This is a genomic window from Micromonospora musae (assembly GCF_003626545.1).
Taxonomy (GTDB): Bacteria; Actinomycetota; Actinomycetes; order Mycobacteriales; family Micromonosporaceae; genus Micromonospora; species Micromonospora musae.
The window spans coordinates 123525-142744 of sequence record NZ_RAZS01000012.1; the positions used below are offsets into that span (position 1 = coordinate 123525).

Here is a 19220-nt window from a genome sequence, read left to right on the forward strand (position 1 = left end):
TGCCATGGACCTGCGCTCAGACGCTGTCGTGCTCTTCGGTGTGACCGGTGACCTGGTCGCGAAGAAGCTCTTCCCGGCGCTCTACGAGCTGACGCGTCGCGGTCGGCTCGACCTGCCGGTGATCGGCGTCGCCCGCTCCCGCTGGGACCACCAGCAGTTGCTCACGGCGGCGCGCAAGTCGGTGCTGGAGGCGAACGGTCAGGTCGACGACGAGGTCTTCGACCGCCTCGCCGGGAACCTCACGATGCTCTCCGGCGACTACGCCGACCCCACCACCTACCAGCGGCTCGCCGAGGCGCTCTCGACGGCGCGGCGGCCGCTCTTCTACCTGGCCATCCCGCCGGCGGTCTTCACCGCGGTGGTCGACGGCCTGGCCGGCTCCGGCCTGGCCGCGCGCGGCCGGGTGGTCGTCGAGAAGCCCTTCGGCCGCGACCTGGCCACCTCGCACGAGCTGAACAAGGTGTTGCGGGCGGCCTTCGACCCGGAGCGGATCTTCCGCATCGACCACTACCTCGGCAAGGAGGCGGTCGAGGGGCTGCGGGTCTTCCGCTTCGCCAACCGGATCTTCGAGCCGCTCTGGAACGCCGAGCACATCGCCAACATCCAGGTGACCCTCGCCGAGGGCTTCGGCACCGAGGGGCGCGCCGGCTTCTACGACCGGATCGGCGCCACCCGCGACGTGCTGCAGAACCACATGCTCCAAGTCGTGGCCCTGCTCGCCATGGAGCCCCCGGCCGACGCCGGCGACGACGCGTTCCGCGCCGAGGAGATCCGCGCCCTGACCCGGGCGGCGGCGCTCTCGCCGGCCACCACGGTCCGCGGCCAGTACGCCGGCTACCGAGACGAGCCGGGCGTGCCCGCCGACTCCAACACCGAGACGTTCGTCGCCACCGAGCTGCGGATCGACTCGCCCCGCTGGGCCGGCGTGCCGTTCTACCTGCGTACGGGCAAGCTGATGCCGGGCACGGCCACCGAGGTCGTGGTCGAGTTCAAGACGCCGGAGCGCAACCTCGTGCCGTCGGCCGACGGGGCCGAGCCCGAGCCGAACCTGCTCCGCTTCCGCCTGGGCCGCCACGACGGCATCACCCTCTCCGTCCAGGTCAAGGAGCCCGGCGCGGAGGTGACGGGCACCTCGACCGAGCTCCCCGTCGACTTCGACGCCACGCTCGGACACCGGCGGGAGGCGTACGAGCGGCTGCTCGACGACGCCTTGGACGGGCGGCACCTGCGCTTCGCGCGGGAGGAGACGATCGAGCAGGAGTGGCGGATCGTCGAGCCCATCCTGGACCTGTCGGCGCCGGTGTCGTCGTACCCGCGGGGCAGCTGGGGTCCGGCCGAGGCGGCGACGCTGGCCGGCCGCTGGCACGACCCGGCCACCCGCTGACAACCGGTGAGGCGCGCGACTTAACCAACGTTAAGCTGGGGCGATGACACCAACCGATGCCGTCTCCACCCCCGGCCCGGCGCCGGCCAGACCCCGGCACACCGCCGCGGGTCGGCGCACCCGGGAGCGGATCGTGAAGACGGCGGCGGATCTCATCTTCCGCAAGGGCGTCGCCGGCACCAGCATCCCGGACGTCCAGCAGGCCGCCCGGGTCAGCGCCTCGCAGATCTACCACTACTTCGCCGACAAGACCGAGCTGGTGCGGGCCGTCATCGCCCACCAGGTCGAGCAGACCATCGCGGGGCAGCAGCCGCACCTCGACCGGCTGGACAGCTTCCCGGCGCTCCGGGCGTGGCGCGACGCCATGATCGCGTCGCAGGAGCGGCACGACTGCGCGGGCGGGTGCGCGATCGGCTCGCTCGCGAGCGAGCTGGTCGAGACCTACGAGCCGCTACGGGGCGACCTCGCCGCCGCCTTCGACCGCTGGGAGGCCCCCATCCGGGCGGGGCTGCGCCGGATGCGGCAGGACGGCGTACTCGTCGCCGAGGCCGACACCGACCAGCTCGCCACCGCGCTGCTCGCGGCGGTCCAGGGCGGCCTGCTGCTCAGCCAGGTCCGGCGTTCCTCCGAGCCGCTGCGCGCCGCCGCCGAGGCGGCGATCGGCTACGTGGAGAGCTTCGCCGCCTGAGCCCGCCGGCCGGCCGCCGGAACATTCCGCGGTTCGGACTCGGACCGTCCGCCCTCGACGTAGCGTTACCAGCGGAGCCGTCGCAGCCACCGGGTCGGCAACCCGTCGCCCAGCACGTCGAGCGAGGAACGGGACCCGATGTCCGACGACGATCGCCACCTCCCCGTCGAGCGCTGCGACCGCCACGCCGGGCGGGGACGAACCCGCCGCCGGCGGTCGTGATGCCGGGCGTACGCCGAGCCATCACCCGTACGCCGGAGGGCTCCCAACGCGCCGACCTGCTGGAACTCTTCTTCGACCTGGCCTTCCTCGCCACCCTGGCGCTGACCTCGCAGAAGATGGCGGCCGAGCAGACCTGGACGGGCATCGGCCAGGCGCTGCTCCTGCTCGCCACGCTCTGGGCGGTCTGGGTCACCACCACCTCGTTCACCGACATCTACAGCCCCCAGGAGCGACCCATCCAGCTCGTGGTCCTGGGCATCATGTTCGGCGGCATGCTGATGTCCGCCGCCCTGCCGACCGCGTTCGGCGCCCACGGCGTCGTCTTCGGCGCCACCTGGGCCGGGATCAACTGGGGCCGGGGGTTGGTCCTCATCCCGTCGCTGCGCGGCCGGCGCGAGCAGGAACGCCCGGTCCGGATCCTGCTCTGGACCGGCCTCTCGGGCACCCTCTGGATCGTCGGCGGCCTGCTCCCGGACGCGGACACCCGGCTCGTGGTGTGGCTCGCCGCGCTCGGCGTCGACTACGTCGCCTTCGGCCTCCGGTTCCCGATCCCCGGCCGGCGACCGCTGCCGCATTACAACGTCTCCCCGGAGCACCTCGCCGAGCGGTACCAGCAGATCTACATCCTGGCCCTGGGCGAGCTCGTCCTGATCGCCGTCCTGACCCTGAGCCGCATGCCGTTCAGCCTCGACCGGATCGGCGCGTTCCTCGCCGCGTTCGTCACCGCTGTCGTGCTCTGGTGGAGCCACGCCCGGCGCACCGGCGCCGTGCTGCGGACCGCCATCGAGCGCTCCGCGCACCGGACCCGGCTGGTGCGGACCAACCCGTACGTGCACTGGCTCATGGTGACCGGGGTGGTCGGCATCGCGGCCGGCTTCGAGCGGGTCATCAGGCATCCGATGCAGCGGCCGGACGACATCCTGGTCGCGCTGCTGCTCGGCGGCGCCGCGCTCTTCCTGGCCGGTCGGGCGCTGCTCGACCACGAGGTCGCCGACCGGATTCCACGGGCCCACCTCGCCGGGATCGTCGTGACGGTGGCCGCCGGCTGGGTCGCGCCGTGGCTGCCGGGGCTCGCCCTGAGCGTGCTCGCCACAGTGGTGCTGTTGAGCGTGGTGGTCGCGGAGGCCGTCCGGTTCCGCCCGGGCGCGAAACGGGCCTGACCGCGGACCCTCCCCCGACCGGTGAACGCCACGGTGACGCCATCGGTGTTCGGTCCACTCCGCGACGGCGAACGTCTCGGGCCGACCACCGTCCGGTTCCGGTGGCTATCCCGCGCGGCCGCGCGCGGGTACGGTCCGATGATCGTGATCGATGACGGGCGGGTTCGCCCCGGGCCGGTTGACGCCGGGGCGGCCGCCGACGGACGGGAGGGGCACGAGGGTGAGAGTCAGAGCGGGGTTCTGTGTGGCGGCGATGGTCGCGGCCGGACTGGTGGGGGTGGGGGCGGCGCCCGCCGTCGCCGCCGACGTGGGCAGCGCCACCGTGGTGCCGATCCAGGTGACCGGTAATCCGGCGGAGCGCTTCAACCTGGTCCTGCTCGGCGACGGGTACACCGAGGCGGACCTGCCGACCTTCCGTTCGCACGTCGACAAGCACCTGAACACCCTCTGGACGATCGAGCCGTTCAAGTCCTACCGCAGCTACTTCAACGTCTACGCCGTGGAGATCGTCTCCGCCGAGTCGGGGGTGGACTGCGACCCGGGCCTGGGCGACCCGGAGCGGGACACCGTGCTGGACATGGGCTTCTGGGGCGGCTGCAACCCCAACAGCGTGCAGCGTCTGCTCGCCGTCGACGGGACGGCGGCGAACGCGTACGCCGATCTCGCGGCGGGCACCAACCGGGGCAACCGGCAGCTCGTCGCCCTGGCCAACAGCGACACCTACGGCGGGGCCGGCGGGGTCAACGCCACCGCCTCCGGCGGCAACGCGCTCTCCGCGCTGATCAGCCCGCACGAGCTCGGGCACTCGCTGGGCGGCCTGCAGGACGAGTACGACTACTACGCCCGCGGCGTGGCCGGGGACACCTACGAGGGACCGGAGCCCTCGTCGACGCACCACACCCTCCTCACCGAGCAACAGATGCGCGACACCCGCGCCAAGTGGTGGCGCTGGCTGGGTGAACCGAGCGAGTCCGGTGGCCAGATCGGCCGCTACGAGGGCGGGCTCTACCTGCAGAAGGGCGTGTGGCGGCCGAGCCGGCACTCGATGATGAAGTCGTTGGGCTTCTACTTCGACCAGGTCGCCCGGGAGCAGATGACCGAGCGGATCGCGAGCCGGGTCGACATCCTGGCCGGCGGCACCGAGGCGGGGCGGCCGATCGGCGCCGACCAGGTCGTCCGGGTCGAGACCCTGCATCCGGTGAGCCACGAGCTGAGAGTCACCTGGACGGTCGACGGCACGACCGTCGCCGGCACCGGCAACGCCCGCGTCCTCGACCTGCGGACGCTGCGGCTCACCCCCGGAACGCACACCGTCACCGCGACGGTCACCGATCCGACTCCGTTCGTCCGCGACCCGGCGGTACGGGAGTCGCCCGCGCTGACCCAGCGCCGCACCTGGACCGTCGACACCGGGCTGACCACCCCGGTGGTGGCCGAGCCGCTGGCGATCACCACGTCGACCGCGACCGACCGGCCGGTCGGCGCACGGGACGTCGTGTACGTGGAGAGCACCCACCCCACCGACCGGATCCCCGCCGTGGCCTGGGCCCTCGACGGTCGTCCGGTGGCGAACCCCGGTCACGACGGTGACCTGGAGCTGGCCGGACTGGGCCTGACCGGCGGCACCCACCGGCTCACCGCCACGGTCACCGACCCGGTCACCGCCGAGTCGGTGTCCCGCTCCTGGACGGTCGACGCGACCCGCCCCGAGGTCGACTACGACCTGTCGGAGCCGCTGCTCACCACCGCCCGCCCCGGCAAGCCCACCGAGTACGTCTACAACAGGCCGTTCACCATGCGCCTGACCGGCGCCGACGACACCGCGGCGGAGGTCACCGCCGAGTTCCGCCTCGACCGCGACGGCTGGCACAACTACTACGGTTGGCCGACCGACGCGCAGGCACCGTTCCTGTTCACGGCGACCGGCACCGACGTCGACGGTCTCGTCTACGGCAACCTCGGCTCGGGTGGCCTGTCGGTCTCCCCGTTCGCCCAGCGCTCCCCCGGCTACGGCCGACACACCGTCGAGTACCGGGGCATCGACGCGGTGGGCAACGTGGGTACGGCCGGGGAGTTCGTCGCCACGCTGATTCCGCCGCCGCCGACGTGCACCGACGTCGTCTCCGGTCGGCGCGCCGGCGCGCTGGTCGTCACCTCCGGCGTCACCTGCCTGCGGGCCGCCACCGTCACGGGCGGGGTGACCGTCCGGGCCGGGGCCGCCCTCGTGGTCGACCGCTCCTCGATCAGCGGCGCGGTGGCGGCGACCGGCGCGACGGCCGTGGAGCTGCTGAACAGCACCGTGCGGGGCGCGGTGACGGTGACCGGCACCACCGGGCACGTCACGGCGGTGGGCAGCCGGGTGGACGGCGCCCTGCTGCTCAGCGGAAACGACACCGGCACGACGGCGGCGATCCTCGCCGGCAACGAGGTGGTTTCGCTGCACTGCTCGGGCAACAGCCCGGCCCCGGTCGATCTCGGCGCGCCGAACACCGTGCGCGGCGCCGCGTCGGGGCAGTGCCGGGGGCTCTAGGTCCAGAACTCGCGGGAGGTCTGAGATTGTTCGGGGCCGGTCGTCGTGCGGCGACCGGCCCCGCGCCGTCGGAGTTGACGGCCGGCTACAACGTCGGGTTGCCCTCCCGGCCCGAGTGCCGGTGCAGCTCGTCGAAGAGGGCGACGCCGACCATGACCGCCGCCACCGCGACGGCGGCCACCATCGGCGGGAAGCGCAGGGTGATCGGCGCGGCCACGCCGAGAGCCAGCAGGCCGACGTAGAGCGCCATGCTGCGCCGGATCGAGTAGAGCTCCCGTTCGAGGAACGCCCGGCCGATCAGGAAGAGCGCGGGGCCGCCGAAGATGACGACCACCAGCGCCCAGTCGATGGGCGGGTCGGCGTCCCGGACGATCTGACCGAAGCCGACCGCGCTGCAGATCACCCCGCCGACGATCAGCAGCAGGCTGAAGTTCGACCGGTCGGTGAGGCGCATGGCGGGGCCGGTCCCGCTCTGATGCTCCGAACGGCCCCACGTCCGGTGGTAGAAGTAGATCCGCCAGTAGGCCACGACGGTCAGGAAGGCGGCCACCAGCACGATCGTCCGGTCGACCGAGAGGCCCGGGAAGCTGACGGCGGCGCCCGTCTCGAGCACCACCTCGGCGAGGGCGATCATGAAGAACTGGTTGTACCGCTCGGCGAGATGGTGGTAGACGAGGTCTTCGTACTTCCGGCGGTTCGAGCCGAGCCGGGGTACGGCCCAGGCCGTGAGCATGCCGAGCACCTCGATGCCGACCGCGATGGTCCACAGCACGCCGCGGGTGACGCCGGCGCCGGCCGCGCCGGTGAGCCAGAAGGTTCCGGAGACGGTGTGCCAGCAGAGCACGCGCACCGGCGCTCGCCAGGCCGTGCCGCCACCGCCCCGCAGCGCCAGCGCGAGGTGGAGCGGACGCAGGACCTGGAGGAGGACGTACGTGACGGCGAAGATCACGCCGCGCTCACCGAACGCCTGCGGCAACGAGACCGCCAGGATCAGCGTGCCGAACATCGTCGCCACCAGCTCCACCTGGATGGTGGGGGAACGGGGGTCGTAGATGCTCGACGTGACGGCATTGATCGACCAGATCATCCACATCGCGACGAAGAAGAGGATGGTCTGGCCCGCCTCGGAGAGCAGCGTGTGCCGGACGATGGTCAGGTCGTCGGCGATCCGTCCGGCGAGGCGGGCGAGCGCGAACACGTAGACGATGTCGAAGAGCAGCTCCAGGACTGTCGCACTACGTGGGACCCCACCGTCGGCCGGGCGGGCCGGAAGGCGGATCATGTCCGACTTACGTGGATTCGCACCCTCATCGCGGTCAGTTCTACCATGCCCGTTCCGGACCCCGGGCCCACACGAGCACCGTACCGACCGGGCAGGTGCGGCGAGCGGACGTGCGGGGCCGCCCGGACGGCGAAGGGCCGCCCCGCGGTCGAACTGCGGGGCGGCCCTGGCTGACGCGAGGCCCGGGATCAGCGGCCGGTGGTCGCCCGCTCCCGACCGTCGTCGAGGTTGACCTCGTCGAACGGGGGCGCGCCGTCGACGGCGTCGGCGGCCACCGCCGCCGACTTGACGCTCTCCGGCAGGTCGATGCTGGTGCGCAGTGTGACCGGCTTGAGCGCCAGCGCGGCGATGACACCGACCACCGCGATCACCGCGGAGATGAGGAAGATGTGCCCCGTGGCGTCGCCGTACGCGGCCCGGACGATGTTCTGGATCGCGTCGGGCAGCGCGGTGATGTTCAGGTTGCTGGTCTCACCCATGCCGGAGGTGGGTACGCCGGCCGCGGAGAGGTCGTGGGTGATCTGGTCGGTGACCCGGCGGGCCAGGACGGCGCCGAGCACCGAGACCCCGATGGTGCCGCCGAGCGACCGGAAGAACGCCACGCTGGAGCTGGCCGCGCCGATGTCCTTGAGCGAGACGGTGTTCTGCACGGCGAGGACGAGGTTCTGCATGGTCATGCCGACGCCGATGCCGACGAGGAACATGGCCGCACCGATCAGGTACAGCGACGTCTCGTGGTCGATGAAGCCGAGCAGCGCGAAGCCGATGACCAGGACGATCGAGCCGAAGACGATGTACGGCTTGATCCGTCCGCTCTTGGTGATCAGCCGACCGGCGACGATCGAGGAGATCAGCACACCGCCCATCATCGGAATGGTGAGCAGGCCGGCCTCGGTCGGCGTGTAGCCGCGCCCGATCTGGAAGTACTGGCCGAGGAAGACCGAGCCGCCGAACATGGCCATGCCGACCGCGAGGCTGCCGAGGATGGCCAGCGCCGTGGTGCGCTCGCGGATGATCTCCAGCGGGACGACCGGCTCGGCGGCCCGCTTCTCGACCACCATCGCCAGGGCGAGCAGGATGATCGAACCGGCCACCATCACGCCGGACTGCCAGGAGACCCAGGCGAACGAGCTGTCGACGAACGAGATCCAGATGAGCAGCAGGCTGACGCCGGCGGCGATCAGCGCCGAGCCCAGGTAGTCGATCTTGACGTTCTCCCGGCGGACAACGGGCAGCTTCAGCGTGGCCTGGAGCAGGACGAGCGCGATGATCGCGACGGGCACGCCGACGAAGAAGCACCACCGCCAGCCGAGCCAGGAGGTGTCGACGATGAGGCCGCCGAGCAGCGGGCCGCCGACCGTGGCGAGGGCCATCACGCCACCGAGGTAGCCGTTGTAGCGGCCCCGCTCCCGCGGCGGGATCATCGCGGCGATCGCCACCTGGACGAGGGCCTGCAGGCCGCCGACCCCGATGCCCTGGAAGGCGCGGGAGGCGATGAGCTGACCGGCGCTCTGCGAGAAGCCGGCGACGACCGAACCCAGCAGGAAGACGACGATGGCGAGCTGGATCAGGAGCTTCTTGCTGAACAGGTCGGCGAGCTTGCCCCAGATCGGGGTGGTCGCCGTCGCGGTCAGCAGGGTGGCGGTGACCACCCAGGTGTACTGGGTCTGCGAGCCGTTCAGCGCACCAATGATCTTGGGAAGCGCCGTCGAGACGACAGTGCTGCTCAGCAGGGCGACGAAGAGCACCAGCAGCAGACCGCTGAGTGCTTCGAGCGTCCGCCGGTGCGTCATCGGCTCGGCGCCGGCGGTTGTGGTGGGTGCGCTCATCGCGCGGCCTCCAGATTGTCGTGGTTTTCGAGGGCGACCTCTAGATCGCGGGTGAATCGGTGCAGCCCGGCGCCGAGCGCGGCGACCTCGTCGGCGTTCCAGCCGGCGAGGGCCCGATCGAGCAGCCGGGCGTACCAGTCGTGGGTGTCGGCCAGGGCCGTCCGGCCGTCGGGGGTGACCGCCAGGACCTGTGCCCGCCGGTCGGCCGGGTCGGGGCGCCGCTCGATGAGCCCGTGCGCCACGAGGGCGGCGACGGCACGGCTCACCGTCGACGGGTCGAGCCGGGCCCGCAGCGCCAGTTCCCGGGCGTGACAACCGTCGGCGAGCCCGTCGATCTGCGACAGGATGCCGACCAGCCCGAGCGGGATGCCCGGCTGTTCCTCGGCCCGCCGCTGCTTGATCAACCGGATGCTCCGGAGGAGGTCCCGCAGCCGGTGCACGAGCTCACGACCGTCACCCTCCACGCTTCCTCCCGCCGACAGATGGTTGCCCCACGCAAGCATCTACAAAACTTGCCCAGTAGGCAAGTTTGCCGCCTGAGAACTGCGTCACGTACCGTCTATGTCATGGACGAGACCCCTGGGCTGCGCGAACGCAAGAAGGCAGCGACCCGCGCCGCCCTGCACGAGGCGGCCCTGCAGCTCGCCATCGATCAGGGGGTGGACGGCGTGACCGTCGAGGCGATCGCCGACGCGGCGAACGTCTCCCGGCGGACGTTCTCGAACTACTTCTCCGGCAAGGAGGAGGCGATCTTCCACGGCGACACCGTTCGGCTGCGCCGGATGCTGGAGCTGATCCGGGCACAACCCGCCGACGACCAGCCCTGGACGGCGCTGACCCGGGCGGCGTTGCAGCTCGCCGAGGAGACGTACCTCGGCAACGAGGAGTGGCTGACCCGGCGCCGCCTGCTGCGGGGGCACCCCAGCCTGGCCGCACACCAGGTCGCGGCGTTCGCGGTCGTCGAGCGGGAGCTGGCGGCGGAGCTGGCGGAGCGGCTCAGCGGCGACGACGTGGCGCTGCGCGCCCGGGTCCTCGCCGCGATCTTCCTGACCACCATGCGGGTCGCCGTGCAGGACTCGACCGAGCACCCGGACCGACCGCTGCTCGACGTCGTCGCCGCCGCGCTCGCGGCCGCCGCGCCGGCCTAGCCTCCCCCGGCGCCGACTCGTGCCGGCGGGTCGGCGCGGCCGTCAGCGCCGCCAGACCGGGGGCGAGCGCCACTCGACCAGAGCCAGCGTGACCCAGGCCACCGCCACGAGCAGGACCGTGGCCGGCGGCGGCAACCCGCCCAGGCCGATCACCACTGCGGCCACCGCCAGGCCGACCTGGGTGAAGGCGACCCGCCGGCTCACCCGCACGTCGAACCCGCGGTAGACGACGATGCAGCCGAGGATCAAGGTCAGCTGACTGCCGGCGAGCAGCGGACCGGCGACGCCGTGGTCGCCGTGCACCGCCTCCCGCGCGGCCACCTCCACGGCGACTCCGGAGGCCACGATCGAGCCGTACACGAGCAGGTGGCCGTACGCGTAGAGGTAGCTGCGCACGACCGCTCCCCGGCCACCGCGAAGCGCCCGGTTGCCCGCCTCCTGGTCGAAGGTGGAGGCGAAGTAGACCCACCAGATGCCGCAGGCGATCACGAAGCCGCCGACCCCGACGGCCGCGGCTGCCGGTCGCCAGCCGGTGTCGCCGATGCCGTTCGCGACCGCGAGCACGGCTTCCCCGAGAACGACGATGGTGAACAGCCCGAACCGCTCCGGCATGTGCGACCGCTGGACCGGCGCCCGGCCCGCCCAGGTGTACGCCAGCGGCCCGGCCACCGCGGCATTCAGGGCCAGCCCGACACCCCAGAGCGCGTACCGGGCCGGAGCCGGGGCCAGCAGGGACGAGAACCACAGCACGGCGCCGAGCAGGAACCCCGCGGCGTTCCACCAGCAGAACTCCCGCGCCTCTCGCCGGCGCCACCCGACCACCCCGTACATGCCCGCGAGGAGGGCGAGCAGCAGCCCGTACACCAGCGCGAAGAGGGCCGGATCGTCGGCCACCCCGCCATAAAGTGACGCGGCCAGCGCGAGCACCCCCAGCATCGCGACCAACTGCACGAACCGGCTCGGCGGACGGTCGTCGTCGAAGAGGTCCGCGAAGTACGAGAAGCTGAACCAGAGCCACCAGATGGTGGTCATCAGGCCGGCGAAGACCAGCACGCCGTGGATCGACGGGTCCTCGTTGAGGAGCCCGCCGAGCTGGAACACGGCGACGACGAAGACCAGGTCGAAGAAGAGCTCCAGCCAGCTCGAGCGCCGCGCCTCGGCATAGCCACGGCTGCCGGCGGCCACGCCCCCTCCGTTCACCCGAGCAGACTAACTGCCCGTAATGTATTGAATATCCGTTTCACGAGCCCGGCCGGCCCATCGCCGCAGAAGACCAGCTCTGATCATCGGCGCGGCCTATACCCACCATTCGGATCGACGATGACCGACCCGAAATCAGCCGGCTCCCAGCCCCGTTGTGTCGGTTCGTTGGCCAAGTGGTGCCACGGCGTGCGACCAGGCCGACCAGGCCAGCCCCGCCACGGCACCGCGGAATTGACACAGCGTTATGGAGCGAAACCATGGGAATGTTGGACGGTAAGGTCGCGCTGGTCACCGGCGGCACCTCCGGAATCGGCCGGGAGAGCGTCCTCCTGTTCGCCCGGGAAGGAGCCAAGGTCGCCTTCACCGGACGGCGCGAGGACGCCGGCCGGGAGGTCGCCGAGGAGATCGCGGCGGCCGGCGGCGAGGCGCTCTTCATCAAGGCGGACGCCACCCACTTCGCGGGCGCGGCGGACGTCGTGCGACAGGTCGTCGACCGCTTCGGACGGCTCGACGTGGCGTTCAACAACGCCGGCACCGCGAACGTCGGTCCGTTGACCGAACTGGACGAGCAGTTCTGGGACAACCTGCTGGACGGCAACCTGAAGGGCGTCTTCTTCTACCTCCAGGCCGAGGCCGCGCAGATGAAGCGGCAGGGCGGCGGTGGTTCGATCGCGTTGAACGGCTCGGTCTTCGCCGAGCTGGGCACGTGGGGCATCTCGGCGTACAGCGCCAGCAAGGGCGGCGTGGCCGCACTGGCCCGCGCCGCCGCCGTGGAGCTCGGTCCCGACCGGATCCGGGTGAACACCGTCAACCCGACGGTGATCCGCACACCGCTGACCGCCGGTGGCATCACCACCACCGACGAGGGCTCGGAGCACCACCCACACGGCGAGCGGATCCCGCTCGGCCGCATCGGCGAGCCGGAGGAGGTCGCCCAGGTGGCCCTCTTCCTCCTCTCCGACCGTGCCTCCTTCGTCACCGGCCAGTCGATCATGGTGGACGGCGGACAGAGCGTGAACTGACCCGACGACCCGGGGAGGTGGCCGCCGCACGCAGGACGTGCGGCGGCTACGTCCCCGTCGTCGGTCGGCGACGCGCGCGGGCGAGCAACGCCACCACGATGAAGAGCACACCCAGCGCACCGGCCGCCAGCGCGGCGACGAGGACGACCCGACTCCCCCCGTCCTCGCCGGCCGCGGACGAGTCGGCCGGCGTCGCGCCGGTCGGCTCCGGCGTCGCGGCCGGTGAACCCGACGGCGCAGGCCCGGCCAGCGGGTAACGCAGAATCGTCGGTCTGGTGCCCGGCGGCTGGTCGGCCGTCTCGGAGACGGTGAGCAGCGAGCGGCCGTCGGCGGCGTAGCTGATCGACTCGCCCTGCGGCTCGTTCGGCAGCGGAGTGGCCCGGGGCGTGCCACCGGTCAACGCGGCGACCACGTCACCGCCCGCCACGTCGAACTCGAAGGCGTCGGCGTACGTGCGCAGCACCACCCGGCGTCCGTCCGGGGCGGTCGCCGCGCCGGTGACCGCCGAGCGGCCGAGCAGGCCGTACGGGTTGCTGGTCGTCGAGGCGGGCAGCCGCACCTGCCCCACCTTCGCCAACGGCACGGTCGCGCCCGGCCGCAGGGCGCCGGTCGGGGCGTAGAGGTTGCCGGAGAACTTGCTGACGACGACCGGACGACCGTCACCGGTCACCAACATCGCCTCGGCGTCATGCGGGCCGTCCGGGTACGACATCCGGTGCAGCACCGGCCGATCGGCGCCCGGGGCCAGCTTCCACACCGCGATCGTCTCGCGGGACCTGTCGTTGTCGCCGATGTCGGCCACCCAGACGGTGCCGTCCGCGCCGACCGCCAGGTCCTCGGTGTCGAGCGGGCGGGTCGGGTACGGCACCGCGCGAACGACCGCGCAGCTCCGGTCGAGGAAGAAGATCCGCCGCCGCGCCTCGTTCTCCGCGCCGTCGTTGATCACCACGAAGCCGTCGTCGGTGGCGACCATTCCGGAGAGCTCGGTCAGCCGAGCGTCCCGCACCTCGCAGGCCGGCTCACCCGGCGCGGCCGACCCGGCCCACGCCGCGCCCGGCAGCGTCACGGCCGCCAGCAGGACGAGCACGCCCAGCACCGCGCCGCGCCGCCGCCCGACCCCGTCAGCTCTCCGCATCCCCGCAATCTATCCACCGCCGGAGGTCCGCGTGGACAGCTACCGGGCGTTGCCGCCGCGTCGGGTTCACGACGACGAGCCGGCGGACGGGTCGAGGCGGGCCCCCGGACGCGGAGACGCCGGTGCCGGCCGCCGCTGGGGTGGCCGGCACCGGTCGGATCGCCTCAGCCGCCGTTCACCGACGCGGCCAGGGCGTCCGCGAACGCGGTGTCCGTCGGCGCACCGCTCACCCCGATGCGCCAGGTGCCACCGGCGAGATCACCGACGGGCAGCGACCGGCCGCCCGGCTGCCAGAGCGGCTGCCACGCGATGGAGCCGCCCGGCCGGTTGAACCAGCGCTTGTCCTCGCTCCAGGCCGACCCGGCCCGGTAGGCGGCCACCAGGGTGGTCGACTCGTCGGTGGCGAGCGTCCACGGGGAGAAGCCCGCCGCGTCGCCGTCGCGGTCCGAGCCCGCCGGATCCCCGACCCGGGGCAGGCTCGAATCCAGGTTCCAGGCGGCCTCCCAGACCGGCGCCGTGGTCGGGCCGGCCACGTGCCACAGGAAACTCACGTCGACGGTGGTCGGCGCGAACCGGAACCGCCAGTCCACGGTCACCGGCTCGTCGCCGAGCGGGATGCCGGTCAGGTTCACGTCGGCGCCGTCGGTCGAGACGGTCACGCGCGCCGCCGCGCCCGCCGTGTCGGTCGGCCCGAAGGTCCCCACCGCGAGGTACGGCGCCGTGGAGCGGAACGACGAGTCGGTCACCGCGCGGTACTCGCCGCGCCCGGCCGGGTCGGCGGCGTACGAGACCAACCGCGCCTCGGGTGCGCTCTGCACGACCGCCCGGTAGTACGGCGTGCTGACCACCCGCCCCTTCGTCACCACCGGCGTACGCCAGTCGAGCGGGGCGAGCCAGAGCCCACCCTGCCCCCAGCCGGCGCCGGTGACGTACCACTGGCCGCGGCCGGTGTCGTCCTTGACCACCTCGGCGGCGTGCGCCTTGATCCGACCGACCAGCTGGTCGACGGTGAAATGCAGCGGGTTCGAGCTGCGGTAGACCCGGGTGTCCTGGTAGCCGCTCTCGCAGCAGACGAAGAGGTACCAGGAGTTACCGCGCTGCACCACGAACGGCGACTCGGTCGGCCCGCCGAAGGTGCCGGTGGCCGGGTGCTCGAAGGCGGTCCGCCGGTCGCTCCAGTGCACGAGGTCCCGGCTGGTGCGGTACGCGACGATGTGGTTGCCACCGGCCGGGGTGCTGTTCGCGGTGTAGTACATGACCCACTTGTCGCCGACCCGGGTGACCATCGGGTCCCGCCCGTCGAAGCCGTCGGTGAAGAGTGGGTTCTTCGAGCTCCGCTTCCAGTGCACCAGGTCCTTCGACGTGGCGAGGTGCATCCGGTACGCCTCGTGATCGGCGGTGCCACCGGCGTAGAACATGTAGTAGGTGCCGCCGTGGAACATCACGTAGGGGGCCCAGATGTGGGTCTCCCCCGCGTTCGGGTCGGCCTCCAGGGCGAACGGCTGCTTCGTCCAGGGGCCGCGCGGCGACGGGGCGGTCGCGTGGCCGAAGAACTTCTCGTCCAGCGGGTTGGCCGGCTCGGCGTGCGTGATCGCGAAGACGTGCCACAGGCCCGTCCTGCGGTCCCGCACCATGGTGTGGTCGTTGTAGTACCAGGGCTCGTCCTCGCCGACGCTCGGGTCGTAGACGTTCACGAACTCACCGGCGGTGACCTGGGTGGACCGGTTCTCGTACGGCTGGTTCTCCAGCCCGTCGGGACCGGCGGCCCGGGCCGGGGCCGGGGCCACGAGCAGGCCCACGGCGAGGGCGAGCAGCGCGGAGATCCGGCCGGCACGGGACGGTGGGCGGGGCATCGCATTCCTCCACACGGATGGATGAGGGGTTCCGGGGATGCGGTGGAGCGGGTGGACCCGCCGCCGGGTGCGATGGCGGGCCCACCCCGGGTGCTACTGCTTGCCGCCGAGCTGGGTGTAGACCTGGGCGGCGTTGTCCTTGGTGATCTGCGTGGTGCCGAGCGTGGTCGTCTTCGGGACGTCCTTCTGGCAGTCGACGAGGATCTTCTTGGCCATGTCGATGGCCTCGCGGCCGCCGGTCGGGTACTGGAACGTCGCCTGCAGCCGGCCCTGCTCGACGGCCTTGATGCCGCCGGAGGGCACAGGCAGCGCGTCGATCCCGGTGAACTTGATGGTGCTCTCCTTGCCGGCCGCCTTCGCCGCCAGGTAGGCGCCCTCCGCCATGGGGTCGTTGTGCGCGTAGACCGCGTTGATGTCGGGGTTCGCCTTGAGCATCGCGTCCATGACGCTCTGCCCCTTCTCCCGCAGCCACTCGGCGGTCTGGCTGGCCACGATCTGGATCTGCGGGTTGCTCGCCACGCCCTCCCGGAAGCCCTGGGCGCGCTCGGCGGCCGGGGTGGAGCCGGGCAGACCGGAGATCTCGACGACCTTGCCGCCCTGCGGCAGGAGCGTCTTCGCGTAGTACTCGCCCGCGGCCTTGCCGATGGCCACGTTGTCACCGCCGATGAACGCGGTGTACGCGTCGCCCTCGACCTTGCGGTCCAGCACGATCACCGGAATCCCCTGGTCGTACGCCTTCTTCACGACCGCGGTGAGCGGCTTCGCCTCGTTCGGCGAGATGATCAGCAGGTTGATGCCCTGGGAGATGAAGTTCTCCACGTCGGCGACCTGCTTGCTGTTGTCCTGGGCCGCGTCGGAGACGACGACCTTGAACCCGGGCACGTCCTTCGCCGCGTTGCTCACGTCGTCGTTCATGACCTGCCGGTACGGCTCGGCGTTGTTCGCCTGCGACATGCCGATCAGGAATTCCTTGCCGCTGCCGCACTCGGCCGCGGCGTCGGTGCCGCCGTTGCCGTCGCCGGCCTTCTCCACGCTGCACGCGGTGGTGGTGGCGAGGACGGTCAGCGCGAGGACGGCGACCGCTCTTCGGGCGTAGCGCATTGTTACCTCCGGTTGGTGGTGGGGGTCAGGAGATGCGGGGGCGGAGCTTCTGCAGCGCGGCGGCGGCCACGATGACCAGTCCCTTGACGACGAGCTGCACGTTCGCGTCGATGTTGTTGAGGGCGAGGATGTTGTTGAGGATCCCGAGCAGCAGCGCGCCGGCGATGGTGCCGCCCATGGATCCACTGCCACCGGCGAGGCTCGTGCCGCCGATGACCACTGCCGCGATCGCGTCCAGCTCGTAGCCGGAGCCGTCGTTCGGGCTGCCCTGGTTCAGCTGCCCGGCGTGGATGATCCCGGCCAGCGCGGCGAGCAGACCGGAGATGGCGAAGACGGTGATGCGCACCCGGCGTACGGGGACGCCGGAGAGGCGGGCGGCCTTCTCGTTGCCGCCGATGGCGTACACGTGCCGGGCGAAGGCGGTGCTGCGCAGCACCAGGAGCGCGCCGATCCCGATGGCGATGAAGAGCACCGCCGGCACCGGCAACACCCCGTTGATCGAGCCGCTCAGCAGCGAGAACGCCTCGGGGGCCTCCTTCGGCCCGTCCCCGTACGCGATCGGGACGCCGAGGCCGCCGGACCACATCCGGGCGATGCCCCGGGCCGCTTGGAGTCCGGCGAGCGTGACGATGAACGACTGGATGCCGATCCGGGCGACGATCGCCCCCTGGGTGGCGCCGAACGCGGTGCCGATCAACAACACGATCAGCACCGTCGGAAGGATCCCCATGCCGCTGTCGACCATGAGGGTGGCCGACCCGACCGCGGCCAGGCCGAGCACCGCGCCGACGGAGAGGTCGATGCCCCCGATCAGGATGACGAACGTCATGCCGACCGCGATGATGCCGATCTCCGACACCGCCCGGACGATGTTGGCCAGGTTGCCGGAGCTGAGGAAGATGTTCTCGCCGTTGCGGACCGGCGACACCGCGATCGCGATCAGGAAGACGGCGACCAGGCCGAAGAGGCTCTGGAACCGGAAGAAGTTGTCGACGAGCGCGTGCCGATCCCGTGGCAGCCGCAGTGACGGCCGGCGGCGCGGTGGTGGTGTTCCGGCCGGCGCTTCCTCGACGGCGGTGGGGTTGGGCGGGGTCATCGGGTCTCCTTGGCATCGTCGCCGTTGGCCGCGGCGAGGATCGCTTGTTGGGTGGCGGACGCGCGGGGCAGGGTGGCCACGGTGCGACCGCGGTGCAGGACGACCACCCGGTCGCAGAGGCTGAGCAACTCCGGAAGCTCGGACGAGGCGAGCAGGATCGCCATGCCGGCGTCCGCGAGCCGGTGGAGCAGCCGGTAGATCTCCGCCTTGGCCCCGATGTCGACGCCTCTGGTCGGCTCGTCGAGCAGGAGCAGCCTCGGCTGGGTCAGCAGTTGCTTGGCGAAGACGACCTTCTGCTGGTTGCCGCCGGAGAGCGTGGCGGCGGCGACGGCCGGCGAGGCCGCCTTCACGGCGAGGGCGGTGAGCTGCTCGGCCACGGTCCGCCGCACCGCCTGACGGCGTACCACGCCGAGCGTCGTCAGGGTGGCCAGCGCGGAGAGCACGACGTTCTCCGCCACCGAGTGCTCCAGCATCAGCCCGGCGCCGCGCCGGTCCTCGGGCACGAACGCGACCCCGCGGGCGAGCGCGGCCCGGGGGCCATGCGGCCCGTACGGCCTGCCGTCGATCGTCATCTGGCCGCTACGGCGTCCGGAGCCGCCCGCACCGAAGAGCGTCTCCAGCAGCTCGGTGCGGCCGGCGCCCATCAGCCCGGCGAGACCGACGATCTCCCCGGTACGCACGGTGAGGTCCACTCCGGCCGGTTCGGTGCGGCCCGGGGTCGGCCGGCGCGGCGTCACGGCGAGATTCCGCACGTCGAGCAGCACCTTCCCTGGCTCGTTGCGGCCCTCGCCGAAGAGCGCGTCGACCGACCGCCCCACCATGAGCTGGATGATCTCGTCGCGGGAGGCGGTCCTCGGGTCGACGGTGCCGGCCAGTCCGCCGTTGCGCAGCACGGTCGCCCGATCGGCGATGACCTCCAGCTCCGCCATCCGGTGCGAGATGTAGACGATGCCGACGCCGGCCCGGCGCAGCTCCTTGATCGTCTCGAAGAGCCGCTCGACCTCCGCGTCCGCCAGCGCGGCGGTCGGCTCATCCATGATCAGCACCCGGGCGTCGAGCGAGAGCGCTCGCCCGATCTCGACCAGCTGCTGCTCACCGACGCGCAGCGAACCCACGAGCCGGCGAGGATCCAGGTCGGCGCCGAGGGTACGCAGGTGCTCCGCCGCCTGCCGGCGCATCCGCCGGATGTCGACACCGCCCAGCCGGGTCCGCGGCTCCCGCCCGAGGAACATGTTCTCCGCGATGGAGAGACCGGCCACGAGGTCCAGCTCCTGATGGATCGTGGCGATTCCGGCGCGCTGGGCGTCGACCGGGCCGCCGAAGCTGACCGGCCGGCCGTCGACCTCGATGGTGCCGTCGTAGTCGGTGATGACCCCGGAGAGGATGTTGATCAGGGTCGACTTGCCCGCGCCGTTCTCGCCGAGCAGCGCGTGCACCTCACCGGCGGCGATGGTGAGGTCGATGTCGCGGCAGGCCTGCACACCGCCGAACCGCTTGCCGATGCCGGTCATCCGGACCAGCGGTCGTTCTGTCATACGGCACCTCGTGGATCGTCTGCGGGATCTGC

The 19220-nt window shown here is 71.9% G+C and carries 15 protein-coding genes; 6 read left to right on the top strand and 9 right to left on the bottom strand.

Going from position 1 to position 19220, the window contains the following annotated elements; all coding sequences use genetic code 11:
* The first annotated feature begins 4 nt into the window (after positions 1-4).
* From zwf to D7147_RS27200, 4 genes are all read left to right on the top strand, one after another.
* Positions 5-1384: a glucose-6-phosphate dehydrogenase gene (gene zwf / locus D7147_RS27185; RefSeq protein WP_120682647.1), complete on the top strand. Its 1380-nt coding sequence runs from the start codon at positions 5-7 to the stop codon at positions 1382-1384.
* Positions 1385-1427: 43 nt separating this feature from the next.
* The gene (locus D7147_RS27190) at positions 1428-2072 is read left to right on the top strand and encodes a TetR/AcrR family transcriptional regulator (RefSeq protein ID WP_120682649.1); all 645 of its coding nucleotides are present in this window, start codon (positions 1428-1430) and stop codon (positions 2070-2072) included.
* A 221-nt stretch (positions 2073-2293) separates the two neighbouring features.
* Entirely contained in the window at positions 2294-3454 is a 1161-nt protein-coding gene (locus tag D7147_RS27195; protein WP_120682651.1) for a low temperature requirement protein A, read from the top strand.
* Between the two features lie 220 nt (positions 3455-3674).
* Complete coding sequence (locus D7147_RS27200; RefSeq protein WP_120682653.1) at positions 3675-5984, top strand: M64 family metallopeptidase; 2310 nt, start codon at positions 3675-3677, stop codon at positions 5982-5984.
* An 85-nt stretch (positions 5985-6069) separates the two neighbouring features.
* Here D7147_RS27200 and D7147_RS27205 read toward each other — a convergent pair whose 3' ends face one another.
* The 3 genes from D7147_RS27205 to D7147_RS27215 all read right to left on the bottom strand — a co-directional run bounded on the left by D7147_RS27205 (position 6070) and on the right by D7147_RS27215 (position 9559).
* Positions 6070-7266 carry a low temperature requirement protein A gene (locus D7147_RS27205; protein WP_120682655.1) on the bottom strand — a complete coding sequence of 399 codons (1197 nt, stop codon included), beginning with the start codon at positions 7264-7266 and terminating at the stop codon, positions 6070-6072.
* A gap of 188 nt (positions 7267-7454) precedes the next feature.
* Complete coding sequence (locus D7147_RS27210; protein ID WP_120682657.1) at positions 7455-9095, bottom strand: MDR family MFS transporter; 1641 nt, start codon at positions 9093-9095, stop codon at positions 7455-7457.
* Entirely contained in the window at positions 9092-9559 is a 468-nt protein-coding gene (locus D7147_RS27215) for a MarR family winged helix-turn-helix transcriptional regulator (RefSeq protein WP_199716474.1), read from the bottom strand. Before D7147_RS27215 ends, D7147_RS27210 begins: the two co-directional genes overlap by 4 nt.
* Before the next feature lie 102 nt (positions 9560-9661).
* Here D7147_RS27215 and D7147_RS27220 point away from each other — a divergent pair, with 102 nt between their 5' ends.
* Positions 9662-10243: a TetR/AcrR family transcriptional regulator gene (locus tag D7147_RS27220; RefSeq protein ID WP_120682661.1), complete on the top strand. Its 582-nt coding sequence runs from the start codon at positions 9662-9664 to the stop codon at positions 10241-10243.
* Positions 10244-10285: 42 nt separating this feature from the next.
* Here the strand turns inward: D7147_RS27220 and D7147_RS27225 are convergent, their stop codons facing one another.
* Positions 10286-11443, bottom strand: coding sequence for a low temperature requirement protein A (locus tag D7147_RS27225; protein WP_120682662.1), 1158 nt, complete (start codon positions 11441-11443; stop codon positions 10286-10288).
* Between the two features lie 260 nt (positions 11444-11703).
* Between D7147_RS27225 and D7147_RS27230 the strand changes: the two genes are divergently transcribed.
* A complete protein-coding gene (locus D7147_RS27230) occupies positions 11704-12468 on the top strand; it encodes an SDR family NAD(P)-dependent oxidoreductase (RefSeq protein WP_120682664.1) in 765 nt (254 codons plus the stop codon).
* Positions 12469-12514: 46 nt separating this feature from the next.
* On the opposite strand, the gene D7147_RS27235 is transcribed toward D7147_RS27230, so the two are convergent.
* The 5 genes from D7147_RS27235 to D7147_RS27255 form a co-directional block, all read right to left on the bottom strand.
* On the bottom strand, positions 12515-13603 hold the full coding sequence (locus D7147_RS27235; RefSeq protein WP_199716475.1) for an NHL repeat-containing protein: 1089 nt from the start codon (positions 13601-13603) through the stop codon (positions 12515-12517).
* A 164-nt stretch (positions 13604-13767) separates the two neighbouring features.
* Positions 13768-15456: a family 43 glycosylhydrolase gene (locus D7147_RS27240; RefSeq protein WP_120682666.1), complete on the bottom strand. Its 1689-nt coding sequence runs from the start codon at positions 15454-15456 to the stop codon at positions 13768-13770.
* 93 nt (positions 15457-15549) lie between these two features.
* Entirely contained in the window at positions 15550-16557 is a 1008-nt protein-coding gene (locus tag D7147_RS27245) for a substrate-binding domain-containing protein (RefSeq protein WP_120682668.1), read from the bottom strand.
* Between the two features lie 25 nt (positions 16558-16582).
* Positions 16583-17653: an ABC transporter permease gene (locus tag D7147_RS27250; RefSeq protein WP_120682670.1), complete on the bottom strand. Its 1071-nt coding sequence runs from the start codon at positions 17651-17653 to the stop codon at positions 16583-16585.
* A complete protein-coding gene (locus tag D7147_RS27255) occupies positions 17650-19188 on the bottom strand; it encodes a sugar ABC transporter ATP-binding protein (protein WP_120682672.1) in 1539 nt (512 codons plus the stop codon). Before D7147_RS27255 ends, D7147_RS27250 begins: the two co-directional genes overlap by 4 nt.
* Positions 19189-19220 lie beyond the last annotated feature (32 nt).